The following is a 20,405-nucleotide window of genomic DNA, read 5'->3' as shown; positions in this document are numbered from 1 at the left end:
ATTTCTCAGCCGCAGCGTTGCTGCCATAACGGCTGTTGCTGAGGTACGGTTAGGCGGCCTTGACGACGAGGGCGCCCTCATGGAGGTCGACGTTTGCGGCGCCGCCTTCCTTGATCTCGCCGCGTAGGATCGCGGACGAGAGCGGCGTGCTGATTTGGCGCGCTACGATTCGCTGGACGTAGCGAGCCCCGCTGCCGGCCGCCATCGACTCGAGCGCGAGAAAGCGCTTCGCCTCCTCCGATAAACGCAAACGCACGAGGCGCGCGTCGAGGCGGTGGGCGAGCGCGTCGACGTGGATCGCAACGATCTCCTCGATCTGGTCGAGGCCGAGAGGATCGAACGCCACCACTTCGTCGATGCGGTTGAGCAGCTCGGGACGCAGCACGACCTGCATGTCGTCCTCTGAAAGATTCGTCGTGAGGATGATGATCGCGTGGCGAAAGTCGATCTTACGGCCCCTCGCGTCGGTGAGATGGCCGTCGTCCAATATCTGCAGCAGCATCGCCGCAACGTCCGGGTGCGCGCTCTCGAGCTCGTCGAAGAGCACGACGCAGTAGGGGCGACGGCGCACGGGCTCGGTGAGCTGGCCAGGTTCGTCGTGACCGGCGTAGCCGGGAGGCGCGCCGATGAGGCGAGAGACCGCATGGCCTTCGCGCAACTCCGAGAGGTCGACGCGCACGAGCGCGCCGTCGGTACCGAAGAGCGCTTCCGCGAGCGCTTTCGCGAGCTCGGTCTTACCGACGCCGCTCGGGCCGTGGAAGAGAAAACTCCCCAGCGGTCTGCGCGGATCGTGCAGACCCGCACGCGCGCGGCGAATGGCATCGGAGACGGCGGAGATCGCGCGCGTCTGGCCGACGACGCGCTTGGCAAGGGTCGTCTCCAAGTCGAGGAGCTGGTTCACTTGCGATTCCGTCATCGCGTCGACGGGGATTCCGGTCCACTTCGAAGCGACCGCGGCCACGTCGTCGCGCGTCACGCGCGCGCCGCCGAGATCGTCGGGCTTCGCGCGCAACGCCACCGATGCGGCGGCCTCGTCGAGAAGATCGATGGCCTTGTCCGGCAGAAAGCGATCGGCGATGTACCGCGCGGAGAGCTGCGCCGCGGCTTCAAGAACGGAGTCGTTGATGATTACTTTATGGTGCGAGGCATAGTGATCGCGCAAGCCACGCAGGATCTCGAGCGTCTCCTCGACGCTCGGCTCGTTCACCATAACGGGCTGAAAGCGGCGCTCGAGCGCCGCATCGGATTCGACGTATTTGCGATACTCGTCGAACGTCGTCGCCCCGATGCACTGAAGGTCTCCGCGCGCGAGCTCCGGCTTGATCATCGAGCTCAGGTCGAGCGCGCCCTCCGCCGCGCCGGCGCCGACGAGCGTGTGCATCTCGTCGATGAAGAGAATCACGTCGCGCGCGCTCTTGCGCACTTCGTCGAGAATGCGCTTCACGCGCCCCTCAAACTCGCCGCGGTACTTCGTTCCGGCGACGAGCGGCCCGAGCGAGAGCGCGAGGACGCGCTTGCCCCGCAGCGCAACCGGCACGCGCCCGGCGACGATGCGCTGCGCGAGCCCTTCGACGATCGCGGTCTTGCCGACGCCCGGCTCGCCGACGAGAACGGGATTGTTCTTACTGCGCCGCGCGAGAATCGCGATGACGCGGTCGATCTCCTCGTCGCGGCCGATGACCGGGTCGAGCTTGCCGTCGCGCGCGAGCTCGGTGAGATCGCGGGAGAAGCTCGCGAGCGTCGGCGTGTTCGCGCCACGCAAACGCCGCGTGAACTCGTCGACGGGAGAGGAGCCGGACGGTCCTTCGCGGCGTAAACGGTCTGCGAGAATCGCACTGCCGGCGAGGAGGCTTGCGGCGGCGAGCGACGCGCCGATCAACGGCAGCGCGGCGCGACGCCGCGCGCACGTCGCGCAGAGGCGTTTGTCGCCGTCGAGGGCAATTGCCGGGCGGGCGCCGCACGATTCGCAGGTGACGTCGGTCATGCTTCTATGGTTTCGCGAGAAAGATGACGTTCACCGTTTCCCTGACGCTCGTCGTTCCAGCGTCGAACTGCGTCGGCGTTGCAACTGCCGCCATGACGCGCAGCGCTTGCGGCGCCGGCGCGTACTCGTAACCGAGGGTGATCGATGCGATACCGGCGATGTGCAAGCGGGCGGCGCTCGCGATCGCGGCAGCGGTCGCCGTGGCGTCGGCGACGGCTCGCTGCAGGGCTTCGTGTCGTGCGCTCGTCGCGTCCGAGAGGCCGAACGACACGCCGAGGCGCATTGCGCCGGCGAGCGTCGCGGCGTCGACGGCGCGGCCCGCAAGCGAGAGCTGGCGCACCTTGATTGCAAAGGAGCGATCGACCGTGTAGCCCGAGCGATCGTTCGGCGGCGGCGAATAACTCACGTTGTAGGAGGAGAGCGCGATGTCGGCTCGGGCGACTCCGAGCGCGACGACCGCGGCGACGATGCGGTCGTAGATCGCCGCGTTGTCGCTCACTGCAACGCTCGCGCTATGACCGTCGTACGTCTCGACGGACGCGCTCACGACGGCTTGATCGGGCGGCAGCGTAACGACTCCCGTGCCGGTAACGCTGATCTGCGTCGGCGAGGGGGCAGCGGTTTGCGCCGCTCGCGCGGAAAGCGGGGAAAGAAGAAGCAGCCCGATGAGAAAGGCGCAAAGGGCTCCCGCGCTACGTGGCCGGCGCAGCGCCGTCAGAAGGAGATAAGTAGGCATGGATATCCTTTCTTGGATCGTTTTCGGATTCATTGTCGGCGCGGTTGCGCGCTGGATCGTTCCCGGCGCAGCCCCGGGCGGCTGCCTCATGGACATCGTGGTTGGGGTCGTCGGCGCCTTCATCGGGGGCTGGATCTTCCGGCTCTTCGGGCATCAAGGCGTGACCAACTTTTGGAACTGGCACAGCTGGCTTGCCGCCGTCGTCGGTGCGGTTGTCTTGCTCTGGGCTGCGCGGGTAATTTCTGGCCGGCGACACGTGGTCTAGGAGGCTCCTAGGCGCCGAGGTGCCTCCGGGGGCCTCGCCTAAGTATCATTCATCATGGCGTACATCATCACCGAACCGTGTATCGGCACGAAGGACAAGTCGTGTGTCGACGTCTGTCCCGTCGATTGCATTCACGGCAAGGATGAAGACGAGATGCTTTACATCGATCCAGAGGTCTGCATCGATTGCGGCGCCTGCGTGTCCGCGTGCCCCGTCGAGGCGATCTTCGCCGACTCCGACGTTCCCGAAAAGTGGCAGAACTACGCCGAAATCAACGCGGAGTATTTCAAGAAGGCGGAGGCGTGAAGCGTCTCGCTCTGGCGTTCGCCGTGGTGGCGTGCGTCGCGGCGCCCGCATCGGCGCAGATGGCTCCGCGGCCGTTTCCTTCACAGACGCCGGCGTCTTCCTTCATTCCGCTCTCGACGCCCGCGCCGCATTTCGGCCCGCCGATGGCGGTCGACGACGTTCTCGCGCAGTCGATCGAGTATGACGGCAAGCCGGTACGAGCCGTCGGCACGGTTCGCAACCTGCGCACGGATACGACGCCGAGCGGTCCCGTGCTGCAGTTCGATCTCTGCGGTCACCGCTGCATTCTCGTGCTCGACGCGACGAATCCGACGGTCGCGGACGGCGCGACGGCAACCATCGCCGGCACGTTCCACCGGCACTTCGTGCGTGGCCGCTTCTCGCAGAACGACGTCATCTTGATCGTTCCCGGCGGCTTGCCGCGCGATGACTCGCAGGATTGGCGTCGTACGCTCGAGGGGTACCCGCCCACTCCGAGGCCGTAACCACAGGATTACAAGCAATGTCTAGTCGGCGAGGGTGACGGCGAAGGTCGTTTGCGTCTGGGCGACGACCACGTCGGCCTGCTCGAGGAGCGCCGACGACGCGTCGGAGGTCGGAACCGCCACGATGCTTTTCACGGGTCGCGCTTCGGCTCCGTAGCGCACCTGCCGGGCGCGCAAGAAAACGTTCTCTGCCGGCGCAGCGCGGCGTTCGCCGCGCAGGGCAACGAAGAGACACGGCACGATGCCGATGCTGCGCAGCTCGTTGCCGTTGCGCGTAAATCCCGCAGCGTATTCGCCGCCGATGCCGATGTCGAGCGGCACGACGATGCGACCGCCATTCTCGAGCTGTTGCCACCACGCCACCGGAATGTCGTTGGCACTGGCCGAGACGACGATGCGATCGTACGGGGCTTCCGCAGCGAAGCCGTCGTGGCCGTCGCCGAGCACGACGCGCACCGCTTCGTAACCGCACGCGTCCAATGCGACGCGCGCGCGTTGCACGAGATCCGGTTCGACCTCGACCGTGATGACGAGTCCGTTCGCGCCGGCGAGCTCCGCGAGCAACGCGGCGTTGTATCCGCTTCCGGTGCCGATCTCCAGAACGCGGTCGCCGGATCGTACGGCGGCAAGATCGAGCATGCGCGCGAGCATGCTCGGCTGCGAGATCGATGCCACGGTTTCGCCGTCGGCGTGCTTGATCGAGATCGCGCGATCGGCATATGCTTCTTCTGCGGCCACTTCCGGGATGAATCGATGGCGCGGCACGGTTCCGAAGGCACGCGCAACCGCGGGGTCCTGCAGCGTGCCCGCCTGTTGCAGCTCGGAGACGAGGGTCTCGCGCAAGCGCGCGTGTTCCATCGCGCAGCCTTCGGCGGTAACCTACGAGGGCCTCGGTACCGCGCGTGCGAAGGACGCGGACATGGCCGACAGCTGGCTCGAGCACGCGTTTGCCTACGCTCCGTGGGTGCTCTTCGCGCTCGTCGTGCTCGTCGCGTTTGTCATGACGCGCGGGCACAGAGTCGAGCCCGCCAAGATCGGCCAGACGTTTGCTTGCGCGGGATGCGGCCGTCGCGGCTCGCGCGATCAGATGGTGACGGTGGGTCACGAAGGCGCGGAAACTTGGTACTGCCCGCAATGCTTGTCGCAGCAGTCTTAGCCCTCGCGACCGTCGCGCACGCTCCGGCGATGGGTGCTTACAGGCTTCCCGGACGCGTGGTCTACGTCGGCATAGATGCGGAGCCGCCGGATCAGCCGACGATTCAGTTTTACGACTCGAAGACACGGCGCATGGGGACCCTCGACTACGTCTGTGGCCGCGTCTATCGTACGGATGCACGGCCGGCGCTCACATTCACGCTCGGCGCGCCGGCCATTCCGGTGCGGGAGCGCCCGCTCATCGTCGGAACTGCCGCCGGCCGGCTCGGCGCCTCGCTGTGGTACGCCCCGAATGCGGCTCATCGGGCGACAATCGCGCTCATTCAGGGAGCCGACGATTCCACGCGGCAAATGGGCTTTCTCATCCCATATTTCATCGCCCATGGCCTCACGGTCGTGACGTACGATCAGCGTGGAACGGGCGATTCCGTCGGAGACTGGCGTTACGCGAGCCCCGCATCCAAAGCGGAGGACATTCTTGCGTTGCTGCGGGTAGTACGGTCTGATCCGGCCGTGGATTCGCGCCGCATCGGCGCGTGGGCGGCGAGTAACGGCGGTTGGGTAGCGCCGATCGTTGCCACGCGCTTTCCGCTCGCATTTCTCATTTTGAAGAGCACGTCGAGCGAGAGCATTACGGACAACGTGCTCTACGAAATTGCCGCCGAACTGCGAGAGTATGGGCGCTTCACCTCGGAGCAAATATCGCAGGCGATGCTCTTCGAGCGCACGATGTTCGACGCGCTCGCGACCGATTCAAACTGGAATGCAGCCGCACTCGCACTGACCTCTGTCAAAACGCAGCCGTGGTTTCGATACATGCGCATTCCACCGGGTTTTACCGTTCCGCCCGCCGCCGCGCTGCTAGCCGCCCTACGCGCGTCGTTGATCTACGACCCGGCCGCGACGCTCGATCGCGTCCGCACGCCGACGCTCGCGCTGTTCGGCGCGTTGGATAAGAATGTGGATGCGAGCGACAGCGCCGCGCGTTATCGCAACGCATTCAAGCAATCCGGCATGACGGACTTTACGATCATCACTTTTGCGCATGCGGGGCATCTGCTCGTTGACTCGCGCACCGGTTACGAGGATCAGTCTTCGCTTCCGGTCCATTATCTAGGCTACCCCGAAGCGATGCTCCACTGGCTCGAAGCGCGCGGCTTCGCAACGTAACGCCAGCTTCTCAGCGCGGCTCGCGCTAGTCTTCTTGCGTGTAGCCCTTCAAGAGTTCGTGCATGCGGCCGGCCATCTTCATGGCCTCTTCCCATTCACGCTGCCACATATTGCGGCCGAAGATGAGACCGACACACCCCGCTTGCATCGCGACGTGCGCCTTGTGAATCGTGTCTTCGTCGCCGAGTTTGCTGCCGCCCGAAACGAGGACGAGGCATTTGCCCGCAGAGCGCACGACGCGGCGAAGCGCGTCGAGCTCGTCGGGATTCATGGAATCGTACGGCTTCGGCATTTGCGATGCCGTTGCGGCGTGATGCTTCGGTTGATTGAGCTTGATGACGTCGGCGCCGATCTCGAGGGCGACGCGTGCGGCATAGTCGACGGCGTAGAGCGAGTCCTGCCCGCCTTTCGCCGCGATCGCAGCGCCGCGCGGGTAGGCCCAAATGACGAGCGGCATGCCGTAACGCTCGCACTCGTGGCGGACATCGTTACACTGTAAGATATCGGCGTCTTGCGCCGGGCTGCCGACGTAGAGCGTATACCCGACGGCGTCCGCGCCGAGGCGAACGGCGTCTTCGACCGACGACGTGAGCGGGCTGATCGGCGCGTCGTCGGAGGGAACATTCGTCTTACCATTGATCTTCAAAACGAGCGGGACCCTGCCCGCATACGCCGCGTGGTACCGTTCCGCGAGCCCAACGTGCAATGCGATTGCCGAGAAGCGTCCTTCGACAGCGAGGCGGTAGATCCAATCGGTGTCGACGGCTGCCGGGTTATCGAAGAAATCGACCGGTCCGTGCTCGAGGCCCTGATCGATCGGAAGGATCATCAGCGTTCCGTTGGCGGGGCCATGCTCGTACAGCAGGCGGTGCAGCCGCGTGCGCTTTCCAGTAGAGAGGCGCATGTCCTCGAGGGTCGGGCGGCGTACGGCGGTAGCGATCACGTTTGCGCCTTCGGCAGGGAGCGCGGCCGCCCTTTGCGGCGCGGCTCAGGGTGACGCGATAGGCTGCAGCGAAGGTGGCGGCTGTGAGCACGCGCGTCGGTTTCATCGGGCTGGGTGCGATGGGGGAGCCGATGGTTCGTACGCTCCTGCGCGCCGGCTTTGCGGTGACGTCGTGCGCGCATCGCCGGCGGGAGCCGATCGACCGCTTGCGCGAAGCGGGCCTCGCGGAGGTCGCAGATCCCGCCGCGGTTGCCGACCAGAGCGAGATCACGATCGTCTGCGTTCCCGACGCACCGCAAGTCGAGGAAGTGATCTTCGGCGATCGCGGCGTCGCGAGCGGCACGCGCATCGAGTGCTGCGTCGTCGACATGTCGACGATCTCGCCGATCGCATCGCGCCGATTCGCCGAGCGGCTGCGGCGGCAGAGCGTCGGGTTCGTCGACGCGCCGGTCAGCGGCGGCCCTTCGCGCGCAGAAAGCGGCTCGCTGACGATCATGGTCGGTGGCGAAGCGAGCGACGTCGCGCACGTCGAGCCGGTGCTACGCGCGCTCGGAACGCCAACGCATCTCGGCCCCGTCGGCATGGGCGAAACGGTAAAGCTCGCGAACCAAGCCATCATCGCAAGTGTGATGCTGGCAAACGTGGAGGCACTCGTGCTGGCCGAGCGCCTGGGAGCGGATCGCGACGCCGTGTGCAGAGTCCTCGCAACCGCGACGGCATCGAACTACGTGTTGGAGCAGTGGCTTCCGAAGACATGGTTTGCAAACAACTTCGCGGGAGGTTTCTCGCTCGATCTTCTGCGCAAGGACCTTGCGGCGGCGCTCGAAGCGGCACGGAGTCTGGGGCATCCGATGCCGGCGACGGGGCTCGCCTATCAACTCTACACCGCACGCTCCGCAGAAGGAGACGGCGCGCTGGATTACAGTGCGATCGCCAAAGCCTATGAACGAGACCATTCCGAAACAGTCGCGCGGAACGTTTCCTAAGAGCCCGGATTTCAACAAGAAGATTCTCGTCGTCGACGATGAGTCTGCGATCCTGAAGACGTTGCGCTTCAACCTAGAGCGCAGTGGTTATGCCGTGATCACCGCAACCGACGGTCGGAGCGCGATCACGCTTGCCCAGCGCGAGCAGCCCGATCTCGTGGTGCTGGACATCATGCTGCCGGTGCTCGACGGCGTCGAGGTGTGCAAGGAGATCCGCAAGTTCAGCGCGGTGCCCATCATCATGCTCACTGCAAAAGATCAGGAGATCGACAAGGTCCTGGCGTTCGAGCTCGGTGCGGACGACTACGTTACCAAACCCTTTGCCCTGCACGAGTTCCTAGCGCGCGTCAAGGTTCGCTTGCGGCGCCCAGTGCCGGCGCAGGACGAGAGCGAAAAGGCGATCGTGCTCGGCGACATCGCGCTCGATCCGTCGCGCCAGCAGCTCACGGTCCGCGGAAACGACGTTGCGCTCGCACCGAAAGAGTTTTCCCTCCTGCGCGTGCTGATGGAAAACCAAGGGCGCATCGTGACGCGGCAAACGCTGCTGGACAAGGTATGGGGATACGATTTTGACGGCGAGCAGCAGACCGTCAGCGTCCACGTGCGCTGGCTGCGCGAGAAGATCGAGCTCGATTCCGCGCGCCCGCGGCATATCCTCACCGTGCGCAGCCGGGGATACATGTTCCGGCCGTGACGGCGATGCGCGACATCATCGACCGCGTCTTTGGACGGCGCGACGAGCCGTCCGACCGGCCGCTCCCGCCGAGCGAGCCGGCCGAAGTCGTAGCCGAGAGCTTATTTTCGCGGCTGGTCGGAGCGTTGCCGACGGGCGTCGTGCTCGTCGACCGGAATCTTCGCGTGCGGTACGCGAACGGTGCGGCGGGCGCCGTCTTTCGCTTCGATCCCGAGCGCGCGATGGGCGAGCATCTGCTCAAGGCGGTGGCAAACGTCGAGCTCGAACAGCGAGTCCACGAGGCGCTGCGGGGCGAGGCGTCGGTTGCGCCGATGGTGTTGCAGAGTCGTGCGGAGCCGCGAACGTACCGGATCTCCGTTGCGCCGCTCGAAGCGGGCGAAAGCGCTGCCGCGGCGATCTTTACCGAAGATCAAACCGAGATGCTGCGCGGCGAGCGAGCGAGCCGCGAGTTTCTCTCGAACGTGTCGCACGAGTTGCGCACGCCGCTCTCCTCTATCAAGCTGATGCTCGAGACGGTGATCGCCTCGCCCGACGAAGAGGCGCGCGATCTCTTTCTGCCGCAAGCGCTCGCGCAAGTGGATCGGCTCGTCTCGCTCGTCCGGCTGCTGCTCGAGCAAGCGCGGACGGAGTCGGGCCAGTTGAAGCTCGACCTCGCCGACGTCGATCTCGAAGCGCTGGCGCGCCCGATCGTCGCTGCATTCGAGCCGCAGGCGGCACAGAAGGGCGTGAGCCTACATATCCACCCGCAGCGGCCGGTGCGCGTGGAAGCCGACGGCGAGCGGCTCGCGCAGGTGCTCGTGAATTTGATCGACAACGCGCTGCGCCACACCGCTGGTGGCGGCACGATCGCCGTCGAGCTCGACGCCGCGGCAAACGAGGCGATCATGCGCGTACGCGACACCGGCGACGGCATACCGTATCGCGATCTGCCCCACATCTTCGAACGCTTCTACGTTGCCGACCGCTCGCGTACGCGCGAAAGCGGAGGCGCCGGGCTTGGCCTCGCGATCGTGAAGGGCATCGTCGACGCGCATGGGGGCACGATCTCCGCCGAGTCGACGCTGGGCAGCGGAACCGCGGTGACCATTCGCATTCCCATCGTGCGCGGGAGTTTCAGCCCCTCCTTAACGCGCGCATAACATCGGCCTAATAGGCCGGCGTTACACTGAAGCCGCATGCGGTGGGCGTGGGACGTACACGAAGAACGCGTGACGAAGCTGCAAGTATTGGCGTTCATCGAAGAGCATTGCCGCGGGCTTACGCTGCGCGACGTTCGCGAATGGTATAACGAGGCGTTCGACCCCGAGGCCCCGCGCGACGCCGGTAACCGTTCATAACCTTCCTTAATACGGTCTTAAGCGACCCCAGGTATTCTGTGGCTGCATGGCCATCATGCGTGGGATTACGAGGCGCGGGATGAGTACGATCGCCGCCACTCCCGCTATTCGGAGGACTCCCGACATCGAAGCCGCGCCCAAGCTGCAAGCTAGTCACCTCGACGTGTATTACGGTGCGTTCCGCGCGATTTGCGACGCATCGCTCGATGTTCCGAGCAATCACGTTACCGCGCTCATCGGGCCCTCTGGGTGCGGGAAGTCGACGTTCATCCGTGCGCTCAATCGCATGCACGATCTGACGCCCGGCGCACGCGTCAAAGGGCGCGTGCTGCTCGACGGCTCGGACATCTACGCGTCAAACGTCGACCCGGTGACCGTCCGGCATCGTATCGGGATGGTTTTTCAGCGGCCGAACCCATTCCCGAAGACGGTCTTCGAAAACGTCGTCTACGGTCCGCGCGTGCACGGCATCCGCAATCGCAAGACCTTGATGGAGATTTGCGAGCGCAGCCTTCGGCGCGCGGCACTGTGGGATGAAGTGAAGGACCGCCTCGATCGTTCGGCATTCGATCTCTCCGGCGGGCAGCAGCAGCGCGTCTGCATCGCGCGCTGTCTTGCCGTCGACCCCGAGGTCATCGTCATGGACGAGCCGGCATCGGCGCTCGATCCGATCGCAACGAGTAAAATCGAAGACCTCGTCGCCGAGCTCACGAATGATTTTACGGTTGTCATCGTCACGCACTCGATGCAGCAGGCGGCGCGCATCAGCGATTTCACCGCGTTCTTTCTTTCCGGCGAGATTATCGAGATCGGCACCACGGCGTCGATCTTCACCCAGCCGAAGGACAAGCGCACCGAAGATTACATCACGGGGCGCTACGGCTAGGTTCCTAGCCTTTCGACTACGCGTGCTTTGCGAGCCCCGCCGCTTCGAGAATGCGGCGGCCCGTGCCATGCAGAAGAAACTCGACGAACGCGCGCGCTGCCTTAGGATGCGGCGCGCCTTTCATAACGGCGACGACGTAACGAATCTCGTCGGACATCGACGCGCGTCCCGGAAAAGGAATGAACTCGAGGTGGCGAGCGCGGGCTTCGGTGGAGTAGACGACGCCCCAGTCGGCTTCTCCCGTTTCGAGTCTAACGAGTAAGTCTTGCTCCGGAAAAATCTGCGCCGGGTTTTCGTCGGCGCCGAAGAGTTGACGCTCGCCACGCGCACCTACGAGCATTCGCACCGCTTCGATGGTATAGCGCCCTTTGGGGTCGAGTCGGGGATCGGTCCGCGCGATACGCATACCGGATCCGTCGAGAAGTTGCGTACTGAACGGCACGTTTGCTTCGTCGAAGCGAATACTCGGCGGGTGATGTTTCGCTAATGCGATGCCGAGCGTCGCGCCTCCCAATGTCCAAGACTGCGCGATCAGCCCGGCGCGTGCGAGGCGTGCCATGATCGCAGGATCGACCACGATGACGACGTCGGGGTTGCGCAGGCCCGCCGTGATGAAGTTGGCGATCTCTTGACTTCCGCGACCTTCTCCTTCGAAAGTGATGTCCTGACGCGCCAGCGCCTGCGCGATCGGGCCCTCCATCGGCGTCACCAGCGAGCCTGCGTAGAGGACGGTCACGGTCTGCGGTGGCGACGCCGCGACCAGACATGTTGCCAGTGCCAGGGAGGCGAGAGCTTTAGCCATGCGCCGCCCTTCGACTTGGTTCGCTCCGCTCACTCCGCTTAGGGTGACTAAAAAAGGGCGAGGCCTTTAGGTCCTGAGCTTGTCGAGCGCCGCGCGCGGGCGTGGCAGTCGAAGGATCGGGATGACAAATGAGACCTAAGGTCAAACCTGTGCGGCGCCTATGCCCGAGATGATGCGAGCGCTCTGCAAGGTGCGGCCGGAGCCAGGGTTCGTGATGCAAGAGGTACCGGTTCCCTCGATCGGGCCGACCGACGTGCTGATTCGCGTCGATAAAGTCGGGATCTGCGGCACCGATTATCACATCTACGTGTGGGACCACTGGGCGCAGGAGCGCGTGCATCCGCCGTGCATCATCGGGCACGAGTTCATGGGATGCGTCGAGGCCGTCGGCGATGCGGTGCGCGCCGTTCGCGTCGGCGATCGCGTCTCCGGAGAAGGGCACATCGCAGACCTCACGTGCTTTCTCTGCCGCACCGGACAGGCCCACATCTGCGAGCGGCTGAAGATCATCGGCGTCGATCGCGACGGCGCGTTCGCCGAGTACATCGCGATGCCCGAGTACAACGTGTGGAAGTTGGATCCCGCGATACCCGACGTCGTCGCCGCGGTCCTCGACCCGCTCGGCAACGCTGTGCACACCGTGATGGCGGCGGGCGTCAGCACGCGCAGCGTCGCAATCACGGGCGTCGGCTCGATCGGCCTCATGGCGATTCCGGTTGCGCGCGCCGCAGGCGCCGCATCCGTCTTTGCCATCGACGTCAATCAAGCGAAGCTGAGTTTGGCTAAGCGCCTGGGTGCGGATCGCACGTTTCTCGCATCGCAGCCGGGGCTCGTCGAAGAGATCCGCGCGCTCACCAACGGCGACGGCGTCGATGTCTTGCTCGAGATGTCCGGCAGCGGCGCCGCGATCGACAGCGGTTTGCAGATGGTGCGCAATGGGGGAACCGCAGCGCTGCTCGGCATTCCCAGCGATAACGTCAACCTGAACCTCGCCGAGCGCATCATCTTCAAAGGACTGACGGTGCTCGGCGTCAACGGGAGGCTGATGTTCGAAACCTGGTATCAGACGCAAGCGCTGCTCAAGAGCGGCCGCATCGATCTGCGACCGATCATCACCCACACGCTGCCGCTCGCAGAATACGGCGAGGCCTTCGAGCTGATGCGCACGGGTGCGGCAGCGAAGATCGTCCTCGACGTGGGAGGGCCCGGCCATTAACGCGCGGTTCGAAGCAAAGCTCGCTGCCGACCTGGAGGCGCTCAAGGCGGCAGGCACCTACAAGCATCTACGCCACATCACGACGCCGATGGCGCCCGAAGTGCACATGGAGGAAGCGGGCGACGTCATCGTGCTATCATCGAACAACTACCTCGGGCTCGCCGATCAGCCCGAAGTCGTCGACGCAGGGAAGCGCGGGCTCGATCGATACGGCGCCGGAACGGCCTCGGTGCGCTTCATCTGCGGAACGTTCGACGTGCACCGCACGCTGGAGCGACGCATCGCCTCCTTCCTCGACACCGAATCCGCGCTGACGTATGTCTCCTGCTGGAACGCGAACACCGGACTCTTCCCGACGATCTGCGACGAAGGTGCCGCAATCGTCTCCGACGAGCTCAATCACGCCTCGATCATTGACGGCGTCCGTTTGGCATCGAAGGCACGTCGCGAGCGCTTCCGGCATAGCGACATGCAGGATCTCGAAGGCAAACTACGGACGGTAGGCGATGCGTTCCCCATCGTCGTCGCAACGGACGGCGTCTTTTCGATGGAGGGCGACCTCGCAAAGCTGCCCGAGATCGTCGCGCTTGCCGAGCGCTACGGCGCGATCGTCGTCGTCGACGATTCCCACGGAACGGGCGTGATGGGCGAGACCGGTCGCGGCACGATCGAGCACTTCGGTCTTACCGGTCGGGTCGCGGTCATCACCGGTACGCTCGGCAAGGCGCTCGGCGGCGCTGCCGGCGGCTTCATCGCTGCCAGCCGCGCGCTCGTCGATACGATGATCCAGCGCTCGCGCCCGCAGTTGTTCTCGAACGCGCTCCCGGCAACGGTTGCATGCAGCGCGCTCGAAGCGATCGACTACCTCGACGCACATCCCGAGCTCGTTACGCGTCTGCGCGATAACGTCGCATACTTTCGTGCGGGGCTCAGGCGCATCGGGTACCGCCCTCTGGACGGCGAGAGCGCGATCGTCCCGATCATCGTCGGCGAAACGGCGTTTGCTATTGCGATGAGTGACGCGCTCCTCAAACGCGGCGTCTTCGTGACGGGTTTCGGCTATCCGGTCGTCCCCGAGGGAACCGCGCGTATCCGCGTGCAGATGAGCGCGAAGCTAACACGCGAGGAGATGGACCGCGCGCTTGCCGCGTTCGCGACCGTGGGGAAGGACGTAGGGCTTCTCGGCTAGGAGGGACCGCGCGTTTTGCCCGGCGTAATGCGGCCGGAGCGCTACGGAATGTGGCGCGAAGCGACGTTCCCGACATATGGCTTGCGCGGCAAAATCAGCAGCGCATTGTTGAGCATGCGGTGCGGGCGCGTGAGGTAATGTCCCCAGGCCCACAGGCCGCTCGAGGCTCCGCCGTCGAGATTCATCGCGTCGTATGCCCCGAGGCGGCGCATGATGCGGGCCATCTGATGGAGCGTTCCCGTTGCGGTGGCGAGGATGAGACGACGGCCGTCGCGCGTGACGCCGACGATGCTCCGCTCGGCAATACGAAAGAGTGCGGGATCGTGAAATCCCTCGGCGTGCGGATCCAGCGCGACGCGCCCGTCGAGAAGCAGACGGGGTCCGCCACCGATCGCCTGCCACGCGTCGCCAAAGCTGCCGAGGCCCTCACCGTCGCGCCGCACGAGGCGGTACGCGATGCGGCGTCCGACGCGGAAGTGCGACGCCATCTCGGGCTCGCCGCGGACGTAGATTACGTAGCCGTCGAGCGGGATCGGGAGCGACCGGTGTGCGATCTGCACGATGACGCCGTCTTCGACCAAGACCTGAAAGCCCCGCAACCCAGTCGCACTTCCCCATGCCGGCGTGAAGATCGTGACGGTCGAGCGGCTCGCGTTCTCGGGATAGCGATTGATCCAGTACGCGAACCAGTTGTTTGGATAGGCGTAGCTGCCGTCGAGCGCGCCTTCGATGCGCAGCGGAATCTGTGCGATGCTCGCGCGGTTCTTCGCGTCGAAGAAAAGCGTGCTGCCCGAGTCGCCTTTGAAGACGAGACGGCCGTTGACGACGGTGGTGTCGATCAGGTCCTTTATCGGGCCGCGAAATGAGGATTCGAAGAACCCTCCGTCGATCGCCGCGAGGGCGTGGTGACGGAGCGCCATCTGCGCGAGCGATTCCATACGCGCGACGCGGTCGTGCCCGAGTGCCGTCTCGACGCGTACTCGGTCGAGCCGCACGACGAGGTAGGTGACGTGCCTGCCCGAGATCGTTGCGGTAGCGAACGAGACCGCCGGCCGTGCGCCGGCGCGGCAGAGTGAAACGGACGCGGCGAGAAGCAGCGTCGCATACAGGAAAGCCCGGAGTGCCACAAGAGCCATCTTGGGGTTGCTTGCTTCGAGGTTCGCGGCCGATTCCCCGTGCCAAACGCATGACTTTGCCGAGTCATCGGAGTAGTGTTGCGGGCAACGGAGGTCGTCTTCATGAGCAAATCTACTGACAAGCTGACGCGCGGGGAAGCCCTGCGCGGGCTCGTCGTCTTACCGGCGCTCGCCGGACTCCTCGCCTCGACCACGTCGATCGCGCAAGCGAAGAGCTCCAAATCACAGGTCAAGTATCAATCGCGTCCCAACGGCACGCAGAAGTGCTCGGGATGCCGGTTCTTCCATCCGGGGAAGACGGCGAGTGCGAACGGGACGTGCAGCATCGTCGAGGGCGCGATCAGCCCCAACGGCTGGTGCGTCGCGTACGCGGCGAAGTAGCCTCGCCCGCCGGTGCGCAAGGCTGTCACGTTTCTTTGTGTCGTCGGGCTCATCGGGGGGGCCGTCTTTCTCGTATTCCCGCTCGCGGCGATTCCCGATGAAACGCTCGTCGGCATCGGTGCGACGGTCGCCGCGATACTGGGACTCGTGCGAGAGATTCGCGGCGCGGCCGGGCGCGAGCGCAACGCACGCGACCTCGCCGCACGCGTCAAAGGCCCTCAGCGCTAGGACAGGCAGCCGGTAGGAGTGGTTCCGTAGGAGACGAGCCGCGCTCCCGCAGCGCGGAAGAACGCTCTCCAGAACGCGCGGATCGCGAGGACGCGCCGCTCGACGGCCCAGCCGCCTTCACCCGAGCTGATCCCCGCGACGCAAACGCGTACGCCGGAAAGGCTCGGCAGTTCGTTTGCGCGGCGGATGCTCGCGATCAAGAGCGCGATCGAGCGCGGATCGAGTTGTTGGTGCACGTCCGCCATGTTGACGAGGCTCGATTGTTCGTAGCCGGTAGAATCGAGGATGAGGATCTTGCTCGCATTCGGCTCGCCGTTGAATCGATCCATTGCGGCCATCGTTGCGGCGATGATCTCGGTATGTCCGCTCGAGCGGTCGGCTTCGAGGCGGCGTTCGACCGTTGCGAAAAGGCCACGCAGCAACGCCTGATTCCGCAGCGTCGACTGCAGCGGGTTGGCGCCGAAGGCGGAGGAGCGTTCGAGCGTAACGTCGGCGACAGGTGCATCGGTGTACGCATGATCGCCGATCGGCGCGACGACGAGCGTGTCACCGGCGCCGACGTAAGGCAGAACCGCTGTCTTGAGAATGCGCATCTCACGCGGCCACGCGGCACCGGGTGCTGCATCGCGTACGTTTGCCAGGACTTGAATGAAGCGCGTGCGCGGCCCACAGCCGACAAGCAGCGTCGCGCACGCGACGGCGAGCAAGCCGAGTTTAAGCGACGGCAACGGTGCTCGGCAGCGGAGCGTACTGTATGCGGGGCTCTTCCAGTTGCGCCGGCGGCCAAAGCGAGGGCTGATAGACATCTTCAATCTTGAAGCCGGCTTCGTCCGGATACGATGCGCCGCCCCACGCTCGCTGTAGCCCGCGCCAATAGGCATCGAGCAGAATGTTGTGCGCGTCGACCTCACGCCGCACCGCGATGTCGCGCATGTCTTCGATCACTTTACCGCGCTCGTAGGCCGCTTGGATGGCTTCGCGCAGGCGGCTCTCGTCGCGTTCGGCATCCTCGAGCGAACGCCGCTTACGGCGCACGGCGCTCTTGGCTTCGACGACGCGGCGCGGAACGCGTTCGTCCTCGCCCGGCTCGCTGTAGCGCGATGCGAAGGTCGAAACCATGAGAAAGACGATGCCGATCGCTAAGAATGCATAGAGGATTCGTTGATCGCTCACCTGCGTCGCCTCGCGCAGATAGGTGGTTCGGAAGTAGGCGCCGGCGAGAAGAAGGCCGACCCCGGCCGCCGTGATTACGAGCGCCGAGAGATAATGCCGGATGCGCAACTGTTTGCCGATGATATGGCCGAGCAGGGGAACGAGAATTGAGATACCGCCGGCCAAAACGGCGGTGAGCGCGAGGCTCTCGCCCAGCACTTGCATGACCATGAGATTGAACGGAAACTCCAGCACGACGAGCGCCGCCATCACCCACGGGTAGAGACGGTGGCTGAAGACCACCTCCGCGGGGCGTTCGGAACCGCCGTCGTGCGGCAGCTCGCGCACTCGCTGGAGTTTGTCTAAGGCGTCACCGTGTTCGTGCGCGAGCCGTTGCAGGCGCGGCCCGATCGAGACTTCGTAACGCGCGACGAGACGGCGATACCGCTGCGAGGGATCGACGATCTGCTGCCGACAGCGCGCCGTAATCCCGTCGGCGACGAGACGCGCGTGCTGCGAGATGCCGTCGGCGTACGGGAAGAGCTTTGAATGCTCGCTCCCTCGCAGGAGTTTGGCGGTTGGGCGCGCGTCGCGGCAACCCGCAACGTACGCACACCAATGACGAAGAAAAGAGACTACCATTGCCCTCACTTGGAGGAACGCGGATGCTCTCCGCTTGGTTCCGTAAGCTACCGAGCGCGACGAAAAGCCCCTCGGAGAGTATCTCTCGAGGGGCTTTTCGGAACTTGGTTGCGGGGGATGGATTTGAACCATCGACCTTCGGGTTATGAGCCCGACGAGCTACCGGACTGCTCCACCCCGCGGCGCGTACTCTGCTACGGCTCCGAGGCCGGTCCCTGCTCGGGACCCCATTTAGGACCCCATGGTTGCACTCGGGGTATCGGGGACCGGTGGCGAAAGCGAGGGGCGTGCATCTTGCTGCAGGCCCTCCTTTCGACGCGGCCGTTCGGTCCATGCCGAAGATTCATCTTCACTGCCACCTCGAGGGAACGCTGCGTCCGCAGAGCTTCCTCGACCTTGCGGCGCGCGACGGAATCGAAACGCAGAATCCCGCCGACGTCTACCGCTTTGCCGATTTCGCAGCGTTTCTTCGTACGTTCATGGCGGTTTGCCAGGCACTGCGCACGCCGGACGACTACGCGCGTGTCGCCCGCGAGTTCGTGACGGACGCCGCCGCCCAGAACGTCGCGTACGGCGAGATCTTCGTCTCGCCGTCGGTCTGGAAGTACTTTCACCCCGAGTTGGACGTGCGCGAGGCCCTCGCCGCGATCTCTGGCGAGCTGCGGCGCGCAAAGGGCGCACCGTTCGCCTTGATCCTCGACGTAACGCGGAACTTCGGACCGCAGAGCGCGATGGGCACCCTCGATCTCGCGCTTGCGTGCGGCAGTCTCGACGTCATCGGGATCGGACTCGGCGGCGACGAGGCGCGTTTTGCGGCGGAGCCTTTTGCCGAGGTTTTCGCGCGCGCGCGAGCACAAGGTTTGCACGCGGTCGCGCACGCGGGCGAGGCGGCCGGCGCGCAGAGCGTCCGTGCCGTCGTCGAAGTGCTCGGCGCGGAGCGGGTTGGACACGGCATCCGCGCGCTCGAAGACCCGGCGCTTGTCGAGCTGCTGGCGCAGCGAGGAATCGCGCTGGAAATCTGTCCGACGTCGAACTTTTTGACCGGCGCCGCCGATCCCGAGCAGCCGCACCCGCTCTTCGCGTTGCATCGGGCCGGCGTTCAGGTCGTTATCGATGCAGACGATCCTGCGCTCTTCGGAACGTCGATTGAATCCGAGTATCGCTACGTCGCGCAGGTCGCCGGGCTGTCGGCCATGCGCGGCTTTGTACAAAACGCCGTGGAGGCGAGCTTTGCAAGCCCGCAGCGTAAGCAGGCACTTCGCTCCACGGTCCTTGAAGAGTAGCCGCGATGCCTGGACACTCGCATTCGCACTTCGCCGAATCGTTCGAAATGTATATGAAAGCGATCTATCGCCTCGAGCGGGAAGGTCCCGGCGCCACGACGTCGGTACTCGCGACCGAGCTCGGCGTCTCGCCGGCGTCGGTTTCGGGAATGCTGAAGAAGCTCGTCGGAGAGGGATACGTCGAGCACGAAGCGCGCGGCGACGTACGCCTGACGCACCAAGGTTTGGAGGCTGCCGTTCGCGTGGTGCGGCGAAACCGGCTGGCGGAACGTCTGCTCACCGACGTGCTCGGCATGCCGTGGGACGACGTGCATGCCGAAGCCTGCATCTTGGAGCACGCGATCACGGACCGCGTTGAGGAGCGATTGATCGACGTTCTCGGCAACCCGCTGACGTGTCCGCACGGTCATCCGATTCCCCCGCGCGACTTGAGCCGGCCGGAACCGGTCGGCGAGCCGCTGGCGCAAGCCGACGCCGGCAGCGACGCGACGGTCTGCGGCGTGACCGAGGTGCCGCCGGAGATGCTCCGCTACCTGGGCGAGATCGGCCTGCGGCCGGGCGTCCGCGTGCGCATCGTCGAGAAAGCGCCGCTCGGCGGCCCGGTAACGGTCGAGGTCGCTGGACGGCAGCTCGCGATCTCGCTCGAACTCGCGCGTATGGTACTCGTGACGCTGGAAGCGGTGGCGCTCCAGTGAGGACGCCCGCCGTCGTCACGGGCTTTCTCGTCGTCGTCAACGTTCTCGTCTTTCTTTGGGAGATCGTGACGATCGGACCCGGGATGTTCAGCGGCAACATTCCGGACCCCAATGCCTACTATAACGCGGGCGCTCTCGTGCCGCTTGCGGTAACGCAGAATCATGAATACTGGCGCATCATCACGAGTGCGTTCTTGCACGCGAACCTCATGCACATCGGGTTCAACATGTTCGCGCTGTGGATCTTCGGGCGGTTCATCGAGGCCGCTCTGGGCTCGCCGCGCATGCTCTTCGTGTACGCGGTATCGCTCGTGGCGTCGGGTTTGAGCGTCGTGTACTTCAGCCCTCCCGACGTCGCCACGCTCGGTGCGAGCGGCGCAATCTTCGGCTTGATCGGCGCGCTCTTCGCCATCGGCTTCAAGTTCGGCAAGCACGGCATGGATCTTGTGCGCGCGAACCTGCCGATGCTGATCTTGAACTTGATCTTCACCTTCGCGTTTCCCAATATCTCGTGGCAGGCGCACGTGGGCGGTCTGCTCGCGGGCTTTGTCGTGACCTTCGCGATCTACTTTCCGCCGAAGCGGGTACGGCCGGAGGTCGTCGACGTTGGCGGCGGCACCATTTTAGATGCGGAGTATCAGGAGCCGCCCGAGAACGCTAGCCGCGCGGGCTCGTAAGGAGCCTCGCAGCTGCGGGCGGGTGGCGAGCGCGGACGGTCTGCCGGCGTAGAGCGT

25 protein-coding genes and 1 tRNA gene are annotated in these 20,405 nt (G+C 65.0%); 17 read left to right on the top strand and 9 right to left on the bottom strand.

Going from position 1 to position 20,405, the window contains the following annotated elements:
* Positions 1-49: 49 nt before the first annotated feature.
* The gene (locus VMV82_06475; GenBank protein HUY41196.1) at positions 50-1,984 is read right to left on the bottom strand and encodes an ATP-dependent Clp protease ATP-binding subunit; all 1,935 of its coding nucleotides are present in this window, start codon (positions 1,982-1,984) and stop codon (positions 50-52) included.
* Between the two features lie 4 nt (positions 1,985-1,988).
* Positions 1,989-2,720, bottom strand: a complete 732-nt coding sequence (locus VMV82_06470) for an SIMPL domain-containing protein (GenBank protein ID HUY41195.1) — start codon at positions 2,718-2,720, stop codon at positions 1,989-1,991.
* Here VMV82_06470 and VMV82_06465 point away from each other — a divergent pair.
* Genes VMV82_06465 through VMV82_06455 form a run of 3 tightly spaced genes read left to right on the top strand, consistent with a single transcriptional unit; the run spans position 2,719 to position 3,776 of the window.
* The gene (locus VMV82_06465; GenBank protein HUY41194.1) at positions 2,719-2,985 is read left to right on the top strand and encodes a GlsB/YeaQ/YmgE family stress response membrane protein; all 267 of its coding nucleotides are present in this window, start codon (positions 2,719-2,721) and stop codon (positions 2,983-2,985) included. The genes VMV82_06470 and VMV82_06465 overlap by 2 nt on opposite strands.
* Positions 2,986-3,039: 54 nt before the next feature.
* Positions 3,040-3,291, top strand: coding sequence for a ferredoxin family protein (locus VMV82_06460; GenBank protein ID HUY41193.1), 252 nt, complete (start codon positions 3,040-3,042; stop codon positions 3,289-3,291).
* The gene (locus VMV82_06455) at positions 3,288-3,776 is read left to right on the top strand and encodes a hypothetical protein (protein HUY41192.1); all 489 of its coding nucleotides are present in this window, start codon (positions 3,288-3,290) and stop codon (positions 3,774-3,776) included. Before VMV82_06460 ends, VMV82_06455 begins: the two co-directional genes overlap by 4 nt.
* A gap of 21 nt (positions 3,777-3,797) precedes the next feature.
* On the opposite strand, the gene pcm is transcribed toward VMV82_06455, so the two are convergent.
* A complete protein-coding gene (pcm, locus tag VMV82_06450; protein ID HUY41191.1) occupies positions 3,798-4,634 on the bottom strand; it encodes a protein-L-isoaspartate O-methyltransferase in 837 nt (278 codons plus the stop codon).
* 61 nt (positions 4,635-4,695) lie between these two features.
* Here pcm and VMV82_06445 point away from each other — a divergent pair, with 61 nt between their 5' ends.
* On the top strand, positions 4,696-4,932 hold the full coding sequence (locus VMV82_06445; protein ID HUY41190.1) for a hypothetical protein: 237 nt from the start codon (positions 4,696-4,698) through the stop codon (positions 4,930-4,932).
* Entirely contained in the window at positions 4,911-6,101 is a 1,191-nt protein-coding gene (locus VMV82_06440) for an alpha/beta hydrolase (GenBank protein HUY41189.1), read from the top strand. The genes VMV82_06445 and VMV82_06440 overlap by 22 nt, the downstream gene beginning before the upstream one ends.
* A gap of 25 nt (positions 6,102-6,126) precedes the next feature.
* On the opposite strand, the gene VMV82_06435 is transcribed toward VMV82_06440, so the two are convergent.
* The gene (locus tag VMV82_06435) at positions 6,127-7,044 is read right to left on the bottom strand and encodes a fructose-bisphosphate aldolase (protein HUY41188.1); all 918 of its coding nucleotides are present in this window, start codon (positions 7,042-7,044) and stop codon (positions 6,127-6,129) included.
* A gap of 83 nt (positions 7,045-7,127) precedes the next feature.
* Between VMV82_06435 and VMV82_06430 the strand changes: the two genes are divergently transcribed.
* From VMV82_06430 to pstB, 5 genes are all read left to right on the top strand, one after another.
* Positions 7,128-8,030: an NAD(P)-dependent oxidoreductase gene (locus VMV82_06430; protein HUY41187.1), complete on the top strand. Its 903-nt coding sequence runs from the start codon at positions 7,128-7,130 to the stop codon at positions 8,028-8,030.
* Positions 7,987-8,724, top strand: coding sequence for a response regulator transcription factor (locus VMV82_06425; GenBank protein ID HUY41186.1), 738 nt, complete (start codon positions 7,987-7,989; stop codon positions 8,722-8,724). Before VMV82_06430 ends, VMV82_06425 begins: the two co-directional genes overlap by 44 nt.
* A gap of 5 nt (positions 8,725-8,729) precedes the next feature.
* Entirely contained in the window at positions 8,730-9,863 is a 1,134-nt protein-coding gene (locus VMV82_06420) for an ATP-binding protein (protein HUY41185.1), read from the top strand.
* Between the two features lie 69 nt (positions 9,864-9,932).
* Positions 9,933-10,061, top strand: coding sequence for a hypothetical protein (locus tag VMV82_06415; GenBank protein ID HUY41184.1), 129 nt, complete (start codon positions 9,933-9,935; stop codon positions 10,059-10,061).
* Between the two features lie 79 nt (positions 10,062-10,140).
* Entirely contained in the window at positions 10,141-10,947 is an 807-nt protein-coding gene (gene pstB / locus VMV82_06410; protein HUY41183.1) for a phosphate ABC transporter ATP-binding protein PstB, read from the top strand.
* Between the two features lie 16 nt (positions 10,948-10,963).
* On the opposite strand, the gene VMV82_06405 is transcribed toward pstB, so the two are convergent.
* Complete coding sequence (locus tag VMV82_06405; GenBank protein HUY41182.1) at positions 10,964-11,749, bottom strand: extracellular solute-binding protein; 786 nt, start codon at positions 11,747-11,749, stop codon at positions 10,964-10,966.
* Positions 11,750-11,963: 214 nt separating this feature from the next.
* Here VMV82_06405 and tdh point away from each other — a divergent pair, with 214 nt between their 5' ends.
* Positions 11,964-12,965, top strand: a complete 1,002-nt coding sequence (gene tdh, locus VMV82_06400; GenBank protein ID HUY41181.1) for an L-threonine 3-dehydrogenase — start codon at positions 11,964-11,966, stop codon at positions 12,963-12,965.
* Positions 12,961-14,154, top strand: a complete 1,194-nt coding sequence (locus VMV82_06395; GenBank protein ID HUY41180.1) for a glycine C-acetyltransferase — start codon at positions 12,961-12,963, stop codon at positions 14,152-14,154. Before tdh ends, VMV82_06395 begins: the two co-directional genes overlap by 5 nt.
* A 41-nt stretch (positions 14,155-14,195) precedes the next feature.
* Here the strand turns inward: VMV82_06395 and VMV82_06390 are convergent, their stop codons facing one another.
* Positions 14,196-15,290, bottom strand: coding sequence for a phosphodiester glycosidase family protein (locus VMV82_06390; GenBank protein HUY41179.1), 1,095 nt, complete (start codon positions 15,288-15,290; stop codon positions 14,196-14,198).
* A 102-nt stretch (positions 15,291-15,392) separates the two neighbouring features.
* Here VMV82_06390 and VMV82_06385 point away from each other — a divergent pair, with 102 nt between their 5' ends.
* Together VMV82_06385 and VMV82_06380 are read left to right on the top strand one after the other, a co-directional pair.
* Positions 15,393-15,671: a high-potential iron-sulfur protein gene (locus VMV82_06385; GenBank protein HUY41178.1), complete on the top strand. Its 279-nt coding sequence runs from the start codon at positions 15,393-15,395 to the stop codon at positions 15,669-15,671.
* Between the two features lie 12 nt (positions 15,672-15,683).
* The gene (locus tag VMV82_06380) at positions 15,684-15,899 is read left to right on the top strand and encodes a hypothetical protein (GenBank protein ID HUY41177.1); all 216 of its coding nucleotides are present in this window, start codon (positions 15,684-15,686) and stop codon (positions 15,897-15,899) included.
* On the opposite strand, the gene VMV82_06375 is transcribed toward VMV82_06380, so the two are convergent.
* The 3 genes from VMV82_06375 to VMV82_06365 all read right to left on the bottom strand — a co-directional run bounded on the left by VMV82_06375 (position 15,896) and on the right by VMV82_06365 (position 17,875).
* Positions 15,896-16,627, bottom strand: a complete 732-nt coding sequence (locus tag VMV82_06375) for a hypothetical protein (protein HUY41176.1) — start codon at positions 16,625-16,627, stop codon at positions 15,896-15,898. The two genes, VMV82_06380 and VMV82_06375, sit on opposite strands and share 4 nt — an antisense overlap.
* Complete coding sequence (locus VMV82_06370; protein ID HUY41175.1) at positions 16,614-17,693, bottom strand: hypothetical protein; 1,080 nt, start codon at positions 17,691-17,693, stop codon at positions 16,614-16,616. Before VMV82_06370 ends, VMV82_06375 begins: the two co-directional genes overlap by 14 nt.
* 105 nt (positions 17,694-17,798) lie before the next feature.
* Positions 17,799-17,875 (bottom strand) — tRNA-Met (locus VMV82_06365).
* A 105-nt stretch (positions 17,876-17,980) separates the two neighbouring features.
* Here VMV82_06365 and add point away from each other — a divergent pair.
* The 3 genes from add to VMV82_06350 are packed head-to-tail and all read left to right on the top strand — an operon-like array spanning position 17,981 to position 20,348.
* On the top strand, positions 17,981-18,976 hold the full coding sequence (add, locus tag VMV82_06360; protein HUY41174.1) for an adenosine deaminase: 996 nt from the start codon (positions 17,981-17,983) through the stop codon (positions 18,974-18,976).
* Between the two features lie 5 nt (positions 18,977-18,981).
* Positions 18,982-19,671 (top strand): metal-dependent transcriptional regulator, encoded by a 690-nt coding sequence (locus VMV82_06355; GenBank protein HUY41173.1) that lies wholly within the window; start codon positions 18,982-18,984, stop codon positions 19,669-19,671.
* Entirely contained in the window at positions 19,668-20,348 is a 681-nt protein-coding gene (locus VMV82_06350; protein HUY41172.1) for a rhomboid family intramembrane serine protease, read from the top strand. The genes VMV82_06355 and VMV82_06350 overlap by 4 nt, the downstream gene beginning before the upstream one ends.
* Positions 20,349-20,405 lie beyond the last annotated feature (57 nt).

It is taken from the genome of Candidatus Dormiibacterota bacterium (assembly GCA_035532035.1).
Lineage (GTDB): Bacteria > Vulcanimicrobiota > Vulcanimicrobiia > Vulcanimicrobiales > Vulcanimicrobiaceae > Tyrphobacter.
This window is presented reverse-complemented; position numbering and strand designations above follow the sequence as displayed.

Coding starts and splice junctions, on each gene's coding strand:
- pcm (HUY41191.1), bottom strand. CDS start 4,634: ATGGAACACGCGCGCTTGCGCGAGACCCTCGTCTCCGAGCTGCAACAG.
- pstB (HUY41183.1), top strand. CDS start 10,141: ATGAGTACGATCGCCGCCACTCCCGCTATTCGGAGGACTCCCGACATC.
- VMV82_06425 (HUY41186.1), top strand. CDS start 7,987: ATGAACGAGACCATTCCGAAACAGTCGCGCGGAACGTTTCCTAAGAGC.
- VMV82_06370 (HUY41175.1), bottom strand. CDS start 17,693: ATGGTAGTCTCTTTTCTTCGTCATTGGTGTGCGTACGTTGCGGGTTGC.
- VMV82_06420 (HUY41185.1), top strand. CDS start 8,730: ATGCGCGACATCATCGACCGCGTCTTTGGACGGCGCGACGAGCCGTCC.
- VMV82_06460 (HUY41193.1), top strand. CDS start 3,040: ATGGCGTACATCATCACCGAACCGTGTATCGGCACGAAGGACAAGTCG.
- VMV82_06470 (HUY41195.1), bottom strand. CDS start 2,720: ATGCCTACTTATCTCCTTCTGACGGCGCTGCGCCGGCCACGTAGCGCG.
- VMV82_06355 (HUY41173.1), top strand. CDS start 18,982: ATGCCTGGACACTCGCATTCGCACTTCGCCGAATCGTTCGAAATGTAT.
- tdh (HUY41181.1), top strand. CDS start 11,964: ATGCAAGAGGTACCGGTTCCCTCGATCGGGCCGACCGACGTGCTGATT.
- VMV82_06475 (HUY41196.1), bottom strand. CDS start 1,984: ATGACCGACGTCACCTGCGAATCGTGCGGCGCCCGCCCGGCAATTGCC.
- VMV82_06445 (HUY41190.1), top strand. CDS start 4,696: ATGGCCGACAGCTGGCTCGAGCACGCGTTTGCCTACGCTCCGTGGGTG.
- VMV82_06405 (HUY41182.1), bottom strand. CDS start 11,749: ATGGCTAAAGCTCTCGCCTCCCTGGCACTGGCAACATGTCTGGTCGCG.
- VMV82_06390 (HUY41179.1), bottom strand. CDS start 15,290: ATGGCTCTTGTGGCACTCCGGGCTTTCCTGTATGCGACGCTGCTTCTC.
- VMV82_06385 (HUY41178.1), top strand. CDS start 15,393: ATGAGCAAATCTACTGACAAGCTGACGCGCGGGGAAGCCCTGCGCGGG.
- VMV82_06465 (HUY41194.1), top strand. CDS start 2,719: ATGGATATCCTTTCTTGGATCGTTTTCGGATTCATTGTCGGCGCGGTT.
- VMV82_06440 (HUY41189.1), top strand. CDS start 4,911: ATGCTTGTCGCAGCAGTCTTAGCCCTCGCGACCGTCGCGCACGCTCCG.